Origin of the sequence: Pseudomonas sp. 1912-s (assembly GCF_029269205.1) — a bacterium.
In the GTDB taxonomy this organism is placed as follows: Bacteria; Pseudomonadota; Gammaproteobacteria; order Pseudomonadales; family Pseudomonadaceae; genus Aquipseudomonas.
Genome location: NZ_JARIXR010000005.1, coordinates 142,695 through 160,237, shown reverse-complemented (window position 1 = coordinate 160,237; position 17,543 = coordinate 142,695). Strand labels below are relative to the sequence as shown.

The following is a 17,543-nucleotide window of genomic DNA, read 5'->3' as shown; positions in this document are numbered from 1 at the left end:
CCTTATCGTTTTTGCAGGTGGGCGATGCTCGCCCCCAGCGCCTGCTTGATGTCGGCCAGGCCGTGCACGCTTTCGGCGAACGGCTCGAACGACAGGTAGCCGCTGTAGCCGGTGCTGAGCAAGGTATCGATCTGCGCGGCGTTGCCGAGGATGTCCGCCTCGCCCACCAGCACGCGGTGGCCGTCGCGGATCGAGTTCAGCGGCGCGTCGGCGTCTTCCACACCGGAGATGTGCACCAGCCCGGTCAGCTCCGGGAAGAACTCATGTTCGCTGGCCAGGTGGTGGTGGAAGGTGTCGTGCACCACGCGGAATACATCCAGCCCGCCAATGGCCTTGATCGCGTCCACCGCCACGCGTTTGCGGCGCAGGGAGCATTCTTCAAAGCCCAGGGGCTCGACAAACCCGAGAATTCCGTACTCCCGCAGGATCGGCGCCAGCTCGCTCAAGGCCGTGCGCAAACCGGCGGCACGCTGGGCTTCGTTGCGCGGGTCGGCGCGGTCGTTCAACGGGCACATGACCAACGCCTGCGCGCCGCTTTCGCGGGCATAGGCGGCCAGCTTGATCGCCTGGGCACGGCGCTCGTCATTCCACACGTCGAACGGGTACAGCGCGTTGATCGACAGCACGGTGATGCCGTGCACCGCGCACAATTCGCGCACGCGGCTGGCGGGGGTGCCGTCTTCAATCTCGATGCCCTTGAGGTCGTTGCGGATCTCGATGGCATCGCATTTGAGAGTCACCGCCAGCTGGATGAAATCCGGCAGGGAAAGGCTGGGGGCGACCATGCGGTTGAGGGCAAAACGTAGAGGCGACTTCATTATTGTTGTGCTCCACACTCGAAAAAATTACTTGGCGGTTGGCATGCTGAATTCAGGGCCCTTGGCAATGCTGTCGGGCCAGCGTTGCATGACGCTTTTGTAGCGGCTGTAGAAACGAATGCCTTCTTCGCCGTAGGCATGGTGGTCGCCGAACAGCGAGCGCTTCCAGCCACCAAACGAATGCCAGGCCATGGGCACCGGAATCGGCACGTTGATGCCGACCATGCCGACCTTGATGGTGCGGGCAAACGCGCGGGCAATGCCGCCGTCGCTGGTAAAGCACGACACGCCGTTGCCGAACTCGTGGGCATTGATCAAGGCCACCGCACTGGCAAAATCCGCCACCCGCACGATGCCCAGCACCGGCCCGAAGATCTCTTGCTGGTAGATGCTCATCTCGGTCGTGACGTTATCGAACAAGGTCGCGCCGACGAAGAAACCACCCTCCGCCCCCGGCACCTTGAAGCCACGGCCATCGACGATCAGCTTCGCGCCCTGGGCCACGCCCTGGTCGATAAAGCCCTCGACCTTGGCCTTGTGTTCGGCGGTGACCAACGGGCCCATCTCGCTGTCTTTCTGCATGCCGTTGCCGACCTTCAACTGGTCAATGCGCGGCAGCAGTTTTTCGATCAGCTTGTCGCCGACATCACCGACAACCACCGCAATCGAGATCGCCATGCAACGCTCACCGGCAGAGCCGTAGGCCGCACCGATCAAGGCGTCGGCCGCCTGGTCGAGGTCGGCATCGGGCATTACGATCATATGGTTCTTCGCCCCGCCCAACGCCTGCACACGCTTGCCGCGCTGGGTGGCCTGCTGGTGGATGTACTCGGCAATCGGCGTGGAACCGACAAATGAAATCGCTTCGATGTCCGGGTGCTGCAACAGGCCGTCCACCGCGCTCTTGTCGCCCTGCACCACGTTGAACACACCGACGGGCAGCCCGGCTTCGGTCAGCAGGCGGGCCATCAGCAAACTGGCGGACGGGTCACGCTCGGACGGTTTGAGGATGAAGCAGTTACCGGTGGCCAGGGCCAGCGGGATCATCCACAGCGGCACCATCACCGGAAAGTTGAACGGGGTGATGCCGGCGCACACGCCCAGGGGCTGGCGCAGGTTCCAGTTGTCGATGCCGCCGCCGATGTTGTCGCTGAAATCGGTTTTCAGCAGGTTGGGCGCGCCACAGGCGTACTCGACGATCTCGATGCCGCGGGTGACTTCGCCCTTGGCGTCGGAGAACACCTTGCCGTGCTCGCGGCTGATGATTTCGGCCAGTTCATCGTGGTGCTGGTCGAGCAATTCCTTGAATTTGAACAGCACCCGCGAACGGCGCAGGGACGATTGTTCGGACCACGCCGGGAAGGCGTTCAGTGCCGAGGCCACGGCTTCATCGACGGTCTTCTGGCTGGCCAGCCCGACGCGGGCCTGGACTTCGCCGGTGGCTGGGTTGAACACAGGGCTGAAACGCTCACTGTCGCTGTCCTGCACCTGGCCGTTGATGTAATGGCCGATTACCGGGGCGTTGCTCATTGTTCTTGTTCTCCGTCGAAAGTGCTTAAAGATCCAGCAGCCAGCTGTGCTGCGGGTCGTTATGGAAATGCCAGGCGCGCTTGGGGCCGGCCATCACGTTCAGGTAGTAGGACTCGTAGCCATACGGCACGCTGACCGGGTGATACCCCTTGGGCACCACCACCAGGTCGCTGTTTTCCACGGCCATGGCCTGGTCGATGCTGCGGTCGTCGGTGTAGACGCGCTGGAACACAAAGCCCTGGGGCGGGTTGATCTGGTGGTAATAGGTTTCTTCAAGAAAGCTCTGGTGCGGCAAATCGTCAGTGTCGTGCTTGTGGGGCGGGTAGCTCGACGAGTGACCGGACGGCGTGCGCACCTCCACCACCAGCAGCGAATGGGCGGGCTCGCTGTCGGGCAGGATGTCGCACACGTAGCGGGTGTTGGCGCCCTTGCCGCGTACGCTGCGTTTGCATTGCTCGGGGCGGATCAATCGAGGCGCAAGGCCTGCGTCAGTCGAACCGGGAGCCGCGCAGACCGCGATTTGCACGTCGCTCAGCGCGGTGACCTGGGCGTCGGTGCCCGGTGGCAGGTAGGCAGCAAAGGGGGATTTGTCTTCGAACACCGAGTGGCGATCGCCGAGGTTTTCCCAGTTGAAGCCTTCGCCCTGAATGGTCACCCGGCCGCTGAGCAGCACCAGGCACAGTTCTTTATCACCGGCGGTGACCGGCAAGCTTTCACCCAGGCTCAGGCGGTAGGCAGCGAAGCCCACGTATTCCAGGCGCCCTTCTTCCAGCGCGACCATGGTCTGCCCGCGTTTGCTGCTTTTGACCAACAGGCTCATTGTCCAGTCCTCTCGCTCAACAGTGCGCGCAGGGTGTCGTAACCCTTCTTCGCGTAGATGTAGCTGGGCGCCACTGCCGGATCCTGCTCGGCTTCCACCACCAGCCAGCCGTGGTAGTCGGCGGCCAGCAGCACGTCCAGCAGCGCGGCGAAGTCGATATCACCGTCGCCGGGCACAGTGAAGGTGCCGTTGACGATGCAGTCCGGGAAGCTCCACATCTGGTTGCGCGCCAGTTGCACCACCGGTTTGCGCACGTCCTTGAAGTGCACGTGGCAGATGCGGTCGATGTGTTTGCGCAGCACCTCGATAGGTTCGCCGCCGCCCATGTAGCAGTGGCCCGAATCGAACAGCAGGCCGACTTCCGGGCCGGTGCGGCGCATCAGTTGGTCAATGTCTTCCGGGGATTCGACGTAGGCACCCATATGGTGGTGGTACGCCAGGCGCACGCCCTGGGACAGGGTGAAGCGTGCCAGCTCGGTGAGTTTGTCGGCGTATGCCTGCCAGGCCTGTTCGCTGTGGAAACGCGGGCGTTCCATCAGGCGCACCGGCGAACCCTGGATCGAGTCGGCGACTTCGCCGTACACCAGCACGCTGGCGCCGTTCTCGCGCAGCAGTTCGAGGTGACCGGCGATGGCCTCGATCTCTTCCGCCACCGAGCGCCGGGCCAGGCGGCTGGAGTACCAGCCGGAGACCAGCGCCAGGTCATACGGGCGCAGTACATCGCCTACGCCTTTGGCGTCCTTGGGGAACTTGCCGTTGAGTTCGAAGCCTTCGTAGCCGATGTCCTTGCCTTCACTGAGGGCTGTGCTCAACGGCGTTTCGCCGCCCAGGGCCGGCAGGTCGTCGTTGCTCCAGGAGATCGGGTTGATGCCAATTCGGATAGCGGGCATGGCTGCACCTATTATTGTTTTTTCAGAGTTGCCTGAGATCTGCTTTATGTGGGAGCTGGCTTGCCTGCGATGCGGGCGACTCGGTCTAACAGGTGTACCGAGGTGATGCCATCGCAGGCAAGCCAGCTCCCACATTTGATTGCATTCCAATTCAACGACCGGTGTTTAACTTCGGGCGCTGCGCCAGGCATTGATCAATTGTTCAAAGATGCCCTGGGCTTGTTGAATCAACCCCTCATCGTCAATCTCCCCGGCCAGCCAGGCACGGCTTGGCTCCTGGAAGATCGTGCGGCCCACGGCGAAACCACGGCAGGTCTGGCTCTGGCTGGCTTGCCGGAAGCCATCGGCCAGGCATTCGGCCGAGGCGTTCAGCCCCAGCAGCACCACGCCACGGCAATAGGGATCACGCTCCTGGATCAGTTCGTCGAGCTTCTTCCAGTCTTCGGCCGACTGCGCTTCAATCTTCCACCACGCCGGGTAGATACCCAGGTTGTACAGGCGTTTGAGGCTGCGATAGAGCACATCGGGATAGGTGGACGGGTGATCCTTGGGCGGCACCACTTCCAGCAACAGCTCATGGCCGCTGACCAGGGACGCCTGGTACAGGCTCTTGAGTTGCGCTTCCTGTTCCAGGCGCAGCAGCGGTTCGTCGTCGGGGTGAAATTGCACCAGGCACTTGATGATCTGTTCCTGAGGCCAGGCAATCAGGTTGCTGCCCACCGAGCGACCGTGCTCAAAGACCAATGGCCGGGAGTTCTGGACTTCCACGGGGCGGGCGATCCACCAGCCGCGACCGCTGGCGGCGTTCAGTGCGTCCTGGCCGAAGCGCTGGTCGGCCAGAATCCCCACATCGGCCTCGACGCCCTGCTCCGCCAGTTTGTTTTCAACCCGTTCCACAGCCTGGATAAACAGCTGCTTGAGGGCGCTGATGCGCGCCGGGTCCTGGCCGCCCTTTTGTGCCAGTTCCACTAATTGCCAGCGATGGTCGAAGGCAAACACAAAGAGCTGCTTCCAGACTTTGCGCGGCACGCTGACCTGGTGCAGGCGTTGCAGCACCGCGTCCTGGTCCGGGCGGGTAATCGGCACCGGGCTGTTGAACAGGTAATCGAGTTCGGCACGGGTCGGCATGGCCGGGGCGCAGGCATGGCGGGACACCACCAGGCCGCCACAGGCATTGGCCAACTGGCAGCAGCGCTCGTCGCTGGCGTCATCAAGCCAGCCGCTGAGGAAGCCGGACATGAACGCGTCACCGGCGCCCAATACGTTGAGGACTTCCACCCGCACGCCGGGGTAGATCGCGCCGTCTTCGAGGCGGGCCGGGATGTCGCCGTGGATTACCGTGCAGCCTTGCGGGCCGAGCTTGACCACCAGGGTGGCCGAGGTCAGGCCGCGCACGGTACGCAAAGCCGTCAGCAAGTCTTCGCTGCCGCCGGCAATCAGGAATTCTTCTTCGGTGCCGACGATCAGGTCAAACCGCGGGAGGATTTTTTGCACGTGCTGGCTGACATTCTGGTTGGCCACAAACCGGGTTTCACCGTCGGCCTTGCCGGCCAGGCCCCAGAGCACCGGGCGGTAGTCGATGTCGAGCACGCGCTTGACGTTGTGCTTCTCGGCATAGTCCAGCGCCTGGATGCTGGCCTTGTACACGCCGTCGGTGGAGAAGTGAGTGCCGGTGATCAGCAGCGCCTTGCTGGAAGCAATGAACGCTTCGCTGATGTCTTCGGCGCGCAGGGCCATGTCGGCGCAATTCTCGCGGTAGAACACCAGCGGGAAGGTCTCACGGTCCTTGAGGCCCAGCAGCACCATGGCGGTGAGGCGTTCCGGGTCGACCTTGATGCCGCTGACGTCGCAGCCTTCGCGGGCCAGGGACTCCAGCAGGAAACGCCCCATATGGTCGTCACCCACCCGGCTCAACATCGCCGACTTGAGCCCCAGCCGCGCGGTGCCGAACGCGATGTTGGCGGAAGAACCGCCGAGGTACTTGGCGAAGCTTGAGACATCCTCCAGCCGTGCACCCACTTGTTGTGCGTAAAGGTCGACGCCCAGGCGTCCCAGGCAAATCAGATCCAATTGACGCCCACTGGCAAAACGAGTCTGGCCCATGCTGGCTCCTGTTATTTTTATCAGCCTGCGTCTGCCGTCGTGGTGGCGGCATACGCTCTTGGTGCAAGCAGACTAGAACGTCTGGGGGCGCCAATCAATATTTATTCTATAAATATTTTTTGTGGAATATATTTTCCAATACGCCATCATCGGTGTGTTCCAGCCACGGTGCATCGTTTCAGCCGCACCGGGTGGCGGGATGCCGAGGTATTTTTTTGCGCCTACCCTGTAGACTTGCGCACATCGACTTATTGTCAGGGGCGGCTCACCGCGCCCTATAAGAACAAGCCAGAAGGATTCCCTATGTCCCAGAGCGCCCCGGAAGACGCACTCGCCAGCCCGCCGATCAACGCCGAGCGGCTGTTGCAGCTGATCACCGACGAATACGAGAGCCTGCCGCGCCAGCTCAAGCGCATCGCCAGCTACATGAGCCAGCAGAGCGACCGGATCATGGTCGACCGCATCAGCGACATCGCCCGTGAATGCGAAGTGCACCCGTCGGCCATCGTGCGGTTTTCCCAGCGTTTCGGTTTCAGTGGTTTCAGTGAGATGCAGGCGTTGTTCCGCGAGGCCTACACCCACAAGACCACGCCGGTGCAGAACTACCAGCAGCGCATCCGCAGCATGATCGCCAACAAGTCGCAGAAAGCCAGCGGCGGCGACCTGGCGCGTGAGTGCGTGAATGCCACGCTGTCCGGGATCGAGCGCCTGGGGCTGGAGCTGGACGACGTAGCCTTCGACAAGGCCGTGGACTTGGTGGTGAATGCCGACAATATCTACGTGGTGGGCGTGCGCCGCTCGTTCGCCGTGGCGGATTACCTGGTGTACAACCTGCAGCACACCAACAAGCGCATTCACCTGGTCTCGGGGTTGGGCGGCAGCTACCGCGAGCAGATGCGCAGTGTGCGGGCGAATGATTTGGTGATCGCCATCAGCTTCACGCCGTACGGCAAGGAAACCCAGCACTGCCTGCGGATTGCCCAGCATCATCAGGCCAAGACGTTGATCATTACCGACAGCAACCTGTCGCCCCTGGCCAAGCGGGCGAGCACGGTGTTGCTGGTGAATGAAGGCTCGTCGTTTGCGTTCAGGTCACTGAGTGCGACGCTGTGCCTGTGCCAGGCGTTGTTTATTGCCGTGGCGTATCGGCTGGAGTTGAAGGTTGATGAGATTCATGAACAGGTGGGTTTCGACGACTGACTAATAACTTTCAGCCATCAGATATCCAATGTGGGAGCTGGCTTGCCTGCGATGGCGGTGTGTCAGCTAGCTCATCTGGTACTGATCCACCGCCATCGCAGGCAAGCCAGCTCCCACATTTTTGACCGCGTTCACTCGGGGTTAGCGCAGTGCCCGGCGCAACACCTTGCCCACCGTCGTCTTGGGCAACTCCTCGGTACGAAACTCCACAAACCGCGGCACTTTGTATCCCGTCAGGTATTCCCGGCAATGCGCCAGAATCTGCTCCTGGGTCAGACCCGGGTCCTTGCGCACCACGATGATTTTCACCCGCTCGCCGGTCACGCCATCCTCCACCCCAATCGCCGCCACTTCCGCCACGCCGGGGTGCAGCGCCACCACGTCTTCGATCTCGTTGGGGTACACGTTGAACCCCGACACCAGGATCATGTCCTTCTTGCGGTCCACCAGGCGAATGAAGCCCTGCTCATTCATCACCCCGATATCCCCGGTCGACAGCCAGCCTTCGGCATCCAGCACCTCGGCCGTTTCCGCCGGGCGTTTCCAGTAACCCTGCATCACCTGCGGCCCGCGCACTTGCAGTTCGCCCTGCTCGCCCAGCTCCGCCAGCTCTCCGTCCTCGCGAATAAACCGCACCCAGGTCGACGGCAGCGGCACGCCGATGCTGCCGGTGAATTCCATTTCGCGCATGCGTGAGATGTCGATGGGGCTGATGCTGACTACCGGCGAGCACTCGGTGAGGCCGTAGCCTTCAATGATCGGCAAGCCGGTGACCTCCTTCCAGCGCTTGGCCACGGCGGTGTGGGTGGCCATGCCGCCGGCGATCACCATGCGCAGGTCGGAGAAATCCCGGGCGCAGAACTCCTTGTTTTCCAGCAAGCCGTTGAACAGCGTATTCACCCCGGCAATCCCGTTGAAACGCTCCTTGCGCAGGATCATCTGCACCCGTTTCACGTCCCGCGGGTTGGCGATCAGGATGTTGCGCCCGCCCAGGCACATGAACATCAGGCAGTTCACCGTCAGGGAAAAGATGTGGTACAGCGGCAGCAAGGTGACGTTGGTTTCCTGCTGGTTCTGATCCAGTTGATCACCGACCCACGCCTTGGCCTGCAACAGGTTGGCAATGATATTGCGATGGCTGAGCATCACGCCTTTGGCATCGCCGGTGGTGCCGCCGGTGTATTGCAGGAAGGCCAGGTCTTCGCGGTTCATCGGCACGGCCAGATGGGTTTGCCCACGTCCCTGTTTCAACACCTGGTTGAAACGCACGGCCCCCGGCAAATTGAAACGCGGCACCTGCTTCTGCACGCTGCGCAGGATGAAGTTCATCGCCGCGCCCTTGAAGGTGCCGAGCAAGTCGCCGATGGCCGCAATCACCACGCGTTTGACGGTACTGGCAGCAACCACCTTCTCCAGGGTGTGGGCGAAGTTTTCGAAGATCACGAGGGTCTCCGCTCCGCTGTCCTTGAGCAAATGCTGCAGCTCCCGGGCGGTGTACAACGGGTTGACGTTGACCACCACCGCGCCCGCCAGGATCGTGCCCAGCAGGCAGATCGGGTACTGCAAGCAGTTGGGCATCATCAACGCCACCCGGTCGCCCTTCTTCACGCCCTGGGCTTGCAGCCAGGCGGCAAAGGCAATGCCCTGAATCTCCCAGTCGGCGTAGGTCATTTCGGTGCCGATGCTGACGTAGGCCACGCGGTCGCGGAACTTGTGCAGGTGCTCCAGGAACACCTCGCGCAACGACGGGTAATCCTCGATGCCGGCGTCGATGTCGGCCGGCACGCCGGGCAGGTAAGCGTTCAACCAGAGGCGTTCGGTCTGTTCCAGGCTTACAGCGTTCATGGCAGTCTCCTTGTTGTTTTTATGGCGGGAACTACTTTTCGACGATAGCGGTAATGCCCAGCCCACCGGCCGCGCAAATCGAAATCAAGCCACGCCCGCCGCCCCGCTGGTGGATGGCCTTGGCCAGCGCCGCCAGTTGCCGGCCACCGGTGGCGGCGAACGGGTGACCGCAGCCGAGGGAACCACCGTTGACGTTCATTTTGGCGCGGTCGATGCTGCCCAGCGGCGCATCGAGGCCCAGGCGGTCGCTGCAGTAAGCCGGGTCTTCCCAGGCCTTGAGGGTGCACAGCACCTGGGCGGCGAAGGCTTCATGGATTTCGAACAGATCGAAGTCGGCGAACGTCAGGCCTTCGCGCTGAAGCATGCGCGGCACGGCGTAGGCCGGGGCCATCAGCAGGCCTTCGGTGCCGTCGACGAAATTTACCGCCGCGGTTTCGCCGGTTCTTAAATAGGCCAATACGGGCAGGCCACGTTCGGCGGCCCACGCTTCGCTGGCCAGCAGCACCACTGAAGCGCCATCGGTCAGGGGCGTGGAGTTGCCGGCGGTGAGCGTGCCGTTCTGGCGATCGTAGGCCGGCGACAGGCCGGCGAGTTTCTCCAGGCTGGCGTCGGGCCGCAGGTTGTTGTCGCGGGCCAGGCCACGATACGGGCTGATCAAATCGTCGAAGAATCCCCGCTTGTACGCCGCGTCCAGCCGCTGGTGGCTGGTGAGGGTGAGTTCGTCCTGGGCCAGGCGCTTGATCTGCCAACGCTTGGCCATTTCTTCGCAGTGTTCGCCCATGGACAAGCCGGTGCGCGGCTCACCATTGCGCGGCAGCAGCGGCTTGAAAAACATCGACGGGCGCACGCCCATCAAGGCTTTTAACTTTGCGCCGGTGCCCTTGGCGCGGTTGGCTGACAGCAAGGTTCGACGCAGGGATTCGTTAATGCCAATGGGCGCGTCGGACGTGGTGTCGGCGCCACCGGCAATGCCCACTTCAATTTGCCCGAGGGCGATTTTATTCGCCACCAGCAGCGCCGCTTCAAGGCCGGTGCCGCAGGCTTGTTGCAGGTCGTAGGCCGGGGTTTCGGGCGACAGCGTGGTGGACAGCAGGCTTTCCCGGGCCAGGTTGAAATCCCGGGAATGCTTGATCACCGCACCGGCGGCAAACTCCCCCAGGCGCAGGCCGTGGAGATTGTAGCGGTCCACTAAACCTTGCAAGGCAGCGACCAGCAAATCCTGATTACTGTCATGGGCGTACACGGTGTTGGAGCGGGCGAACGGAATGCGGTTGCCGCCGATAATCGCCACGCGGCGGGTCGGTGCCGGGCTAAAACTGTAGTCACTCATCAATGGCTCTCTTTCCAGATAAACAGCCCACGCATATGGGGTTTGTCACCGGTGACATTGCGCACTTCAAACTCACGGCGCGGGCCGGTTGGCGGGGCGTTCCACAGGGCGACCTGGCCGGGCAGGAAGATCGGCAGCTTGAAGTCGCAATGGGCTTCGGCCTGGTCGAGTCCGCCGGGCGGTTGCTGGGCCGCCAGGGCGCGGCCAAGGGTCCACATGCCGTGGGCGATGGCCCGGCGAAAACCGAACAATCTGGCGCCAATCATCGAGGTGTGAATCGGGTTGAAATCCCCCGAGACCTTGGCGAAACGCCGCCCCAGATCCGCCGGCAGCACCCAGCGCTGGGTACGCAGCAAACCGTCTTCCTGCAACGGCAGCACGTCGCTCCAGGGCTCGCCGACCGGGGCGTTTACGTCACGGCGCAGGTACAGGCTGTCGCTCTCCCACACCAGGGTGCCGGCGCTGTAGGCCCGGGTGGCGATGCTCAGGGCCTGGCCCTTGGGATGGGCCACCCAGCGCTCGCAATACACCTCCAGGCGCAGGGCCTGGCCCTCCTCCAGGCGTCGATGCTGACGGATGCGATTGGCCAAATGCACCATGCCGCTGGCCGGGTACGGGAAACTCGGGCGCGTCAGCAACATCAGGTGCAAGGGGAACGCCAGCACATGAGGATAAGACAGTGGTACGCCTTGCTCACGGCGAAAACCACAGGCCCGGCCGTAGGCGGCGATACCTTGGGCAGACAGCTCCACGGCCAAACGCACCAGACGTTCTTTGGGCAACGTGGGTGCGCCTTCTGGCTTGGGTTTGCGCAGGCCCAACACGCCATCCAGCAACAGCCGCCTACGTGAGAGCGGCGGGTCAATAATCTGCATCACATAGTCCATGTGTCAGGCTCCCAACAGGCTTTGGCCACAGACCCGCACCACCTGGCCATTGACCCCGCCGGACGCCGGATGGGCCAGCCAGGCGATGGTTTCCGCCACGTCCACGGGCTGCCCGCCCTGGGACATGGAATTCATCCGTCGCCCCGCTTCGCGAATCATCAGCGGGATCTTTGCGGTCATCTGGGTTTCGATAAAGCCCGGTGCCACCGCATTCACCGTCACCTGCTGCGCCGCCGCCTGCGGTGCCAGGCCTTGTACCAGGCCGATTACCCCGGCCTTGGAGGTGGCGTAATTGCTTTGGCCGAGGTTGCCGGCGATGCCGGAAATCGACGAGACACACACAATCCGCCCACCCGGCTTCAGGCCCTGGTTTTCCAGCAACGCGGTGCTCAGGTGCAACGGCGCTTCCAGATTCACCGCCAGTACGCTGCGCCATGCGGCTTCGGTCATCTTGGCGATGGTTTTGTCGCGGGTGATCCCGGCGTTGTGCACCACCACATCGAAGGCACCGTGTTGACTGATATGGGCTTGCAACTGTTGCGCGGCATCAGTGGCGGTGATGTCCAGGGCCAGTGCAGTGCCGCCGACACTGCTGGCGGCTTGTTGCAACGAGTTCTGGGCCTGGGGCACATCCACGCAGACCACTTGCGCACCGTCGCGGGCCAGCACCTGAGCGATCGCCAGCCCGATGCCACGGGAAGCGCCGGTGACCAGGGCGCGGCGACCGCTGAGGGGGTTGTCCCAGTTGATCTCGGCTTGGGTGTCCACCGGGTTTTCCAGGCGCACCACCTGCCCCGAGACATAGGCCGAGCGCCGCGACAGGAAGAACCGCAGGCTGCTCTCCAGCGCGCCTTCGGCACCCGGTGCGACGTAGATCAACTGCACCGTGATCGCCCGGCGCAGTTCCTTGGCCAGTGAGCGCACCAAACCTTCAAGGGCGCGCTGGGCGATGGCCTGGGGCAGGTCCTTGCACAACTCCGGCGCGGTGCCGAGCACCACCACCCGGGCGTGTTGCCCCAGACGCTTGGCATTGATGTGGAAGAACTCGTAGAGCTCGTCCAGTTGCTTGAGGTCGGCGACGTCGCTGGCGTCGAACACCGCGCCCTGGACCTTGACCGTGGAAGGCGCCTTGAGGGTCGCAGCGGTGGCGGTCACTGTATCGGTGGCGGTGAAGATGCGCTGGATTTCCGCCCCCAGGCGCCCTGCCCCGGCGACGATTACCGGGTTGGCCAGGCCTTGTTGGCCGCTTCGGTGGCGTTGCAGTGCCAGGGGTTGGGGCAACCCGGCAGTGCGGGCCAGCCAGGCTCCCCAAGGGGAATTGACGAAAGAAAGGTAGCTGTCACTCATGGGTAAACTCACTCACAACACGGTGTTGCCATGGAAACCCGACCCCCTGTGGGAGCTGGCTTGCCTGCTCCCACATTGACCGTGTTCCTCCAGTTCCAGTCAGTTGACCGGCGCGTTTTCGCCTTGGCTGGCGCGGCGTCTTGCGCTCGGTTTGGCGGCCTGTTCCAGCGCCTGCTGGCGCTGTTGCAAGGCTTCCAGCAAACCGAAGTCCTGTGGGAAGTCGTCCACCTGAATCGCGTGATCGCCGTATTCCACGTAGCGCGCCAGCAAGCTGTCGTCGTCCTCGCTGATCAGGTCCAGCGCCCGCGCCTTGACCCGCCACGGAGTAAACGCCGCGCCGGAAATCGGCATCGGTTCGATCAGGCCTTGCTTGATCGCGCCCTTGAGCCGCGCCTCGATCAGCTCCACCTGCGGCAGCAGGCGCAAAGCCAATTCACCATAGGCGAGCTTGTCGATTTCCGGCCGCGGGATATAGGAGTTGCCCAGCAATCGGTCGCGAGTCTCGCCCGGGATCTGCACCAGTTCCGCCACTTGGGCCAGCAGGCGATCCGATGGTTTGCGCTGCGGGATACCGAACGGGAACGTCAGGCCACGCACCACGGCCGAGGCGGCTTTCGACGGGTAGTTATCGAGCACTTCAGCCAGGGCTTCATGAGCGCGCAACAACGCGTCCTGCGCCGCCCAGTGCACCAGCGGCAAATCGGCCTGGGGCCGGCCATCATCCTCAAAACGCTTGAGCACGCAGGACAGGATGTACAGCTGGGACAGAATGTCCCCCAACCGCCCGGTGATACTTTCCTTGCGCTTGAGGGCACCGCCCAGCACGCCCATGGAAATGTCCGAGATCAGGGCCAGCACCACCGACAGCCGATTGGCCTGGCGGTAGTAGGACGCCAGCGCCGGGTCGGTCTTGCCCGGCACGGAAATCAGCCGTCCGCCCGTCAGCGAATGCACCGCTGCACGTACGGTATTGGCCAGCACAAAGCTCAGGTGACCGAACATCGCGCTGTCGAAGTCCACCAGGGCCTTGCGCCGGTCCGTGTTGCGCGCCGCTTCCATCTCGCGGAACACATAGGGATGGCAACGGATCAGGCCCTGGCCGTAGATGATCAGGCAGCGGGTCATGATGTTCGCACCCTCCACCGTGATCGCGATGGGGCTTTGCTGGTAGGCCCGGGCGAGGAAATTGTTGGGCCCCATGCAGATGCCCTTGCCGGCCACAATGTCCATACCGTCGTTGACGATGATGCGTGCCCGCTCGGTGACGTGATATTTGGCAATGGCCGAAATCACCGACGGTTTTTCACCGGCATCCAGTGAAGCCACCGAGACCTTGCGCACTGCGTCGCAGGCATACAGATGCCCGGCCATGCGCGCCAGGGGCGCCTGCACGCCTTCGAACTTGCCGATCGGCAGGCCGAACTGCTTGCGCATTGCCGCATACGCCGTAGTGCCGCGCACGGCCACCTTGCCCAGGCCGACGTTGGCCGATGGCAGGGAAATCGCCCGGCCGGCTGCCAGGCATTCCATCAGCATGCGCCAGCCGTTGCCGACTTGCTTGCGGCCACCAATCACCCATTCCAGCGGGATAAACACGTCCTTGCCGGTGGTCGGGCCGTTCTGGAACACGGCGTTGAGTGGCCAGTGACGCCGGCCGCTGTTTACCCCCGGATGGGACGTGGGGATCAACGCACAGGTGATGCCCAGGGAGCCAGGCTGGCCGAGCAAACCGTCCGGGTCTTCGGCGCGGAAGGCCAAGCCGAGCACCGTGGCAATCGGGCCGAGGGTGATGTAGCGCTTGTCCCAGGTCACGCGAAAACCCAGCACTTCCTCGCCTTCATGCTGGCCTTTGCAGACGATGCCCAGGTCCGGAATCGCCCCCGCATCGGAGCCGGCATACGGGCTGGTCAGGGCGAAGCACGGGATGTCTTCGCCACGAGCCAGGCGTGGCAGGTAGTAGTTGCGCTGGGCGTCGGTGCCGTAGTGCAGCAACAGTTCGGCCGGGCCGAGGGAGTTGGGGACCATCACCGAAATCGCCGCCGCCGAGCAACGGGTCGAGAGCTTCATCACCACCTGGGAATGGGCATAGTGGGAGAAGCTTTTGCCGCCGTATTCCTTGGGAATGATCATGCCGAGGAAACCGGCGTCCTTGGTGTACTGCCAGCCTTCGGGGGACATGTCTTGCCAGATCTGGGTGGTTTCCCAGTCGTTTGACATGTCGCACAAGGTCTCGACTTCATTGTCGAGGAACGCCTGTTCTTCAGCGCTGAGGCTTGCCGGCGCAGCTTGCAGCAGGCGTTCCCAGCGCGGTTTGCCGCTGAACAGCTCGGCGTCCCACCACACGGTGCCGGATTCGATCGCGGCGCGCTCGGTGTCGGACATCGCCGGCATGATGCTGCGGAAAAGGCCCAGGGCCTTGCTGGTCAACAGGGCGCGGCGCAGGGGTTTGATCGTCAGCAGCAGCGTGGGCAACAGCACCAGCACCGCCACCACACTGGCGCCGAAACCGGCGACCACGTTGAACAGGTAACCGACCGCCAGCCACACCAGGCCGGCACCCAGCCAGAGGGTGCCGGCGGCTTGTCGATACGCCAGGGCAATCGCTGCTGCGAGTCCCGCCAATAACCAGATAACCATGGGGATACCTCTACTCAATTCAGGGTACGGCCAACGCCCAAGCAGATCGGAATGACCTGTGACGTAAAGCCACACTACAAACTTGAAAAGATAAATTCAAATTTTGTTTTGAAATTTTTATTTAATGCTTGGGCGAAAAAATCAACGGCTGAGGAAGTCAGCCTGATGGATCAAAGGGAAAGCGGGAGAAATGCCGGAAGAGCAGCAAGATGCGCTTGCCGCCCTCCTTTATCGGCTAGTCAATACACTTCACTACACGCGATCAGAACGCGTAAGTCGCTGATAGGCTGACCACCTCCCCTTTGCTGTCGACCTTGCCATCCAGGCGTGCGCCGCCGAGACGATCGACGTTCTGCGTCTTCAATTTGACCTCTTCCACAAACTGCCGGGAGTACGCACCGTCCAGGGTCAGCCCCGGAATAGCTCTTACGGCGTAGCTCAGGCCCAGGGAAGCAAACCAGCGGTCACCGTCAGGAATACGTGGGTCACGTGTGGAGTTACGGGTTGGAGTCTGGTCATTGGCGACACCGGCACGCACGGTCCAGTCGTCGGTGAGCTTGTAGTCACCGCCCACCGACAGCATCCAGACGTCACGGTACTTGTAAGGAATCGACACAATGGTGCTGCCGTCGGACTTCAGGGTCAGGTCCTTGAACGAAGACCATTGCGTCCACATGGCGCTGACACCCAGGGTGAAGCGGTCGTTGAACACGTGCACCCAATCAATCGCGGCATTGGCCGGGATATCCAGCTGGGTTGAGGCGTTGGCGCCATCAGGGTACAGATGCAGGCCCGGGTACGCCTGCTCTACCAGGGTTTTGCCGAAAGCAGGGTTGATATCGGTCATCAGGCTTCTGGAGCCGTCATCGGCATAGATATTGTAGTTGCCCTCCAGCTTGTTCTTGATCTTGGCGTGGTAGTTCAGGCCAACAGTATCCTGCAGCGTTGGCTTCCAAACCACGCCGGCGAACCAGCCGACAGAGGTGTTATCTACCTTGACCCGCATCAAGGCATGCCCAACCCCCGAAGGAAAGGGTGCACCGCCCAATCCTGGCGACAAGGCCGCCGCTGCCAGCAGGTCGACGTTCTGGCTGACGAAGCCACTACTGTGCTGCACGATGGCGCCACCACCAATGGAGAACTGGTCGTTGACCTTGAACGACAGAGAGCCCGTCACACCCACCGTTTCGATCTTGGTGTCGACGGCGAAGTCGCGACCCTTCCAGTCCGGGTCCCAGGTACTTTTCATGCCTTGAGGGACAACAGCGCTCAAGCCGAGCGCAAAACGGTCATTGAGCGGAATCACTGCGAAGCCGGTAGGCAGCCAAGCGGTGAAGCCTGCTTCACCGCCGTTGCCTGTGCGCGGGGTTGAGGTAGGTATACCTGTCAAGGGATCAATGACGCTGGAACTGCTCGGATCTCCCTTGTAGTCGTAAGCATTGCCCTTGTACTTGATATTGACGCGGGCATAGTCGACGGTTTGCTGCACGATGGTGTGATCAATAAATGCCATGGCAGCCGGGTTGTTATACGCAGCTGAAGGGTCATCCTTGAACAGCGAACCACCACCAAAGGCACGGCCCCAGCCCTGCGCGCCATAGGTCGGGGTAGCAAAACCACCTGCCTGCGCCGGAGCGGTAATCATCAGCCCCCCCAGTAATGCGAGCCCCAATACAGCCTGCACCTGTTGTTTTTTATTATTCATGCGGCACTCCTTATTGTTATCAAACTGAACCTGCTCGAGCCGGCTCGTCTTGCTGCTTCGTTTGCCCGTTCAGGGGCATATTTCAACCTTTGATCTGACGATCAAGTTCAAGGGCTAATCGTGAGGACTGGCGAAGGCTTGAAACTGAATGCCGTGATTCGGCAGCTGTCGCTTACGGTGTGAGGGCTAAGGAGGCTAAAGGTGTTATCAGCAGAACTCCATTGCGTGGTCAACGTACTTGGAGACGCGCAAGTGTCGGAGAAGAACTTCTCGGCGAAACCTGAAAGTGTTGCGGTGTTGGCATTCGTCGGTACGAGCGTCCACGGCAGATTAAGCGGCGCGGAAACTCCGCACAGTGCGTTACCCGTAAAAGTGGCACCGGTGATGGTCGCACTCGAACCGTCGGAAGCGACCTGTCCGGTCAGCGCGAC

The 17,543-nt window shown here is 62.3% G+C and carries 12 protein-coding genes; 1 reads left to right on the top strand and 11 read right to left on the bottom strand.

The genetic code is table 11. The features are described 5' to 3' along the window. Positions 1-2: 2 nt before the first annotated feature. The 5 genes from P3C29_RS08755 to iolC form a co-directional block, all read right to left on the bottom strand. A complete protein-coding gene (locus tag P3C29_RS08755; RefSeq protein ID WP_275964320.1) occupies positions 3-818 on the bottom strand; it encodes a TIM barrel protein in 816 nt (271 codons plus the stop codon). A 27-nt stretch (positions 819-845) separates the two neighbouring features. Further along, positions 846-2,348: a CoA-acylating methylmalonate-semialdehyde dehydrogenase gene (locus tag P3C29_RS08750; protein WP_275964319.1), complete on the bottom strand. Its 1,503-nt coding sequence runs from the start codon at positions 2,346-2,348 to the stop codon at positions 846-848. A gap of 25 nt (positions 2,349-2,373) precedes the next feature. After that, positions 2,374-3,168, bottom strand: coding sequence for a 5-deoxy-glucuronate isomerase (iolB, locus tag P3C29_RS08745; protein WP_201123468.1), 795 nt, complete (start codon positions 3,166-3,168; stop codon positions 2,374-2,376). Further along, positions 3,165-4,058 (bottom strand): myo-inosose-2 dehydratase, encoded by an 894-nt coding sequence (iolE, locus tag P3C29_RS08740; RefSeq protein WP_169388094.1) that lies wholly within the window; start codon positions 4,056-4,058, stop codon positions 3,165-3,167. The genes iolB and iolE overlap by 4 nt, the downstream gene beginning before the upstream one ends. A 165-nt stretch (positions 4,059-4,223) precedes the next feature. Next, the gene (iolC, locus tag P3C29_RS08735; RefSeq protein WP_275964318.1) at positions 4,224-6,161 is read right to left on the bottom strand and encodes a 5-dehydro-2-deoxygluconokinase; all 1,938 of its coding nucleotides are present in this window, start codon (positions 6,159-6,161) and stop codon (positions 4,224-4,226) included. 303 nt (positions 6,162-6,464) lie between these two features. Between iolC and P3C29_RS08730 the strand changes: the two genes are divergently transcribed. Then, positions 6,465-7,361, top strand: coding sequence for a MurR/RpiR family transcriptional regulator (locus P3C29_RS08730; RefSeq protein WP_010173178.1), 897 nt, complete (start codon positions 6,465-6,467; stop codon positions 7,359-7,361). Positions 7,362-7,502: 141 nt separating this feature from the next. Here P3C29_RS08730 and P3C29_RS08725 read toward each other — a convergent pair whose 3' ends face one another. The 6 genes from P3C29_RS08725 to P3C29_RS08700 all read right to left on the bottom strand — a co-directional run bounded on the left by P3C29_RS08725 (position 7,503) and on the right by P3C29_RS08700 (position 17,112). Continuing rightward, entirely contained in the window at positions 7,503-9,206 is a 1,704-nt protein-coding gene (locus P3C29_RS08725) for an AMP-binding protein (protein ID WP_169388092.1), read from the bottom strand. Between the two features lie 31 nt (positions 9,207-9,237). Continuing rightward, on the bottom strand, positions 9,238-10,536 hold the full coding sequence (locus P3C29_RS08720; RefSeq protein ID WP_275964317.1) for an acetyl-CoA C-acetyltransferase: 1,299 nt from the start codon (positions 10,534-10,536) through the stop codon (positions 9,238-9,240). After that, positions 10,536-11,423, bottom strand: coding sequence for a MaoC/PaaZ C-terminal domain-containing protein (locus P3C29_RS08715; protein ID WP_275964316.1), 888 nt, complete (start codon positions 11,421-11,423; stop codon positions 10,536-10,538). Before P3C29_RS08715 ends, P3C29_RS08720 begins: the two co-directional genes overlap by 1 nt. A gap of 3 nt (positions 11,424-11,426) precedes the next feature. After that, on the bottom strand, positions 11,427-12,770 hold the full coding sequence (locus P3C29_RS08710) for a 3-oxoacyl-ACP reductase (RefSeq protein ID WP_275964315.1): 1,344 nt from the start codon (positions 12,768-12,770) through the stop codon (positions 11,427-11,429). Between the two features lie 99 nt (positions 12,771-12,869). Next, positions 12,870-15,407 carry an acyl-CoA dehydrogenase gene (locus P3C29_RS08705; RefSeq protein WP_275964314.1) on the bottom strand — a complete coding sequence of 846 codons (2,538 nt, stop codon included), beginning with the start codon at positions 15,405-15,407 and terminating at the stop codon, positions 12,870-12,872. Between the two features lie 262 nt (positions 15,408-15,669). Next, positions 15,670-17,112, bottom strand: coding sequence for an outer membrane protein transport protein (locus tag P3C29_RS08700; protein WP_201123454.1), 1,443 nt, complete (start codon positions 17,110-17,112; stop codon positions 15,670-15,672). Positions 17,113-17,543: the final 431 nt, after the last annotated feature.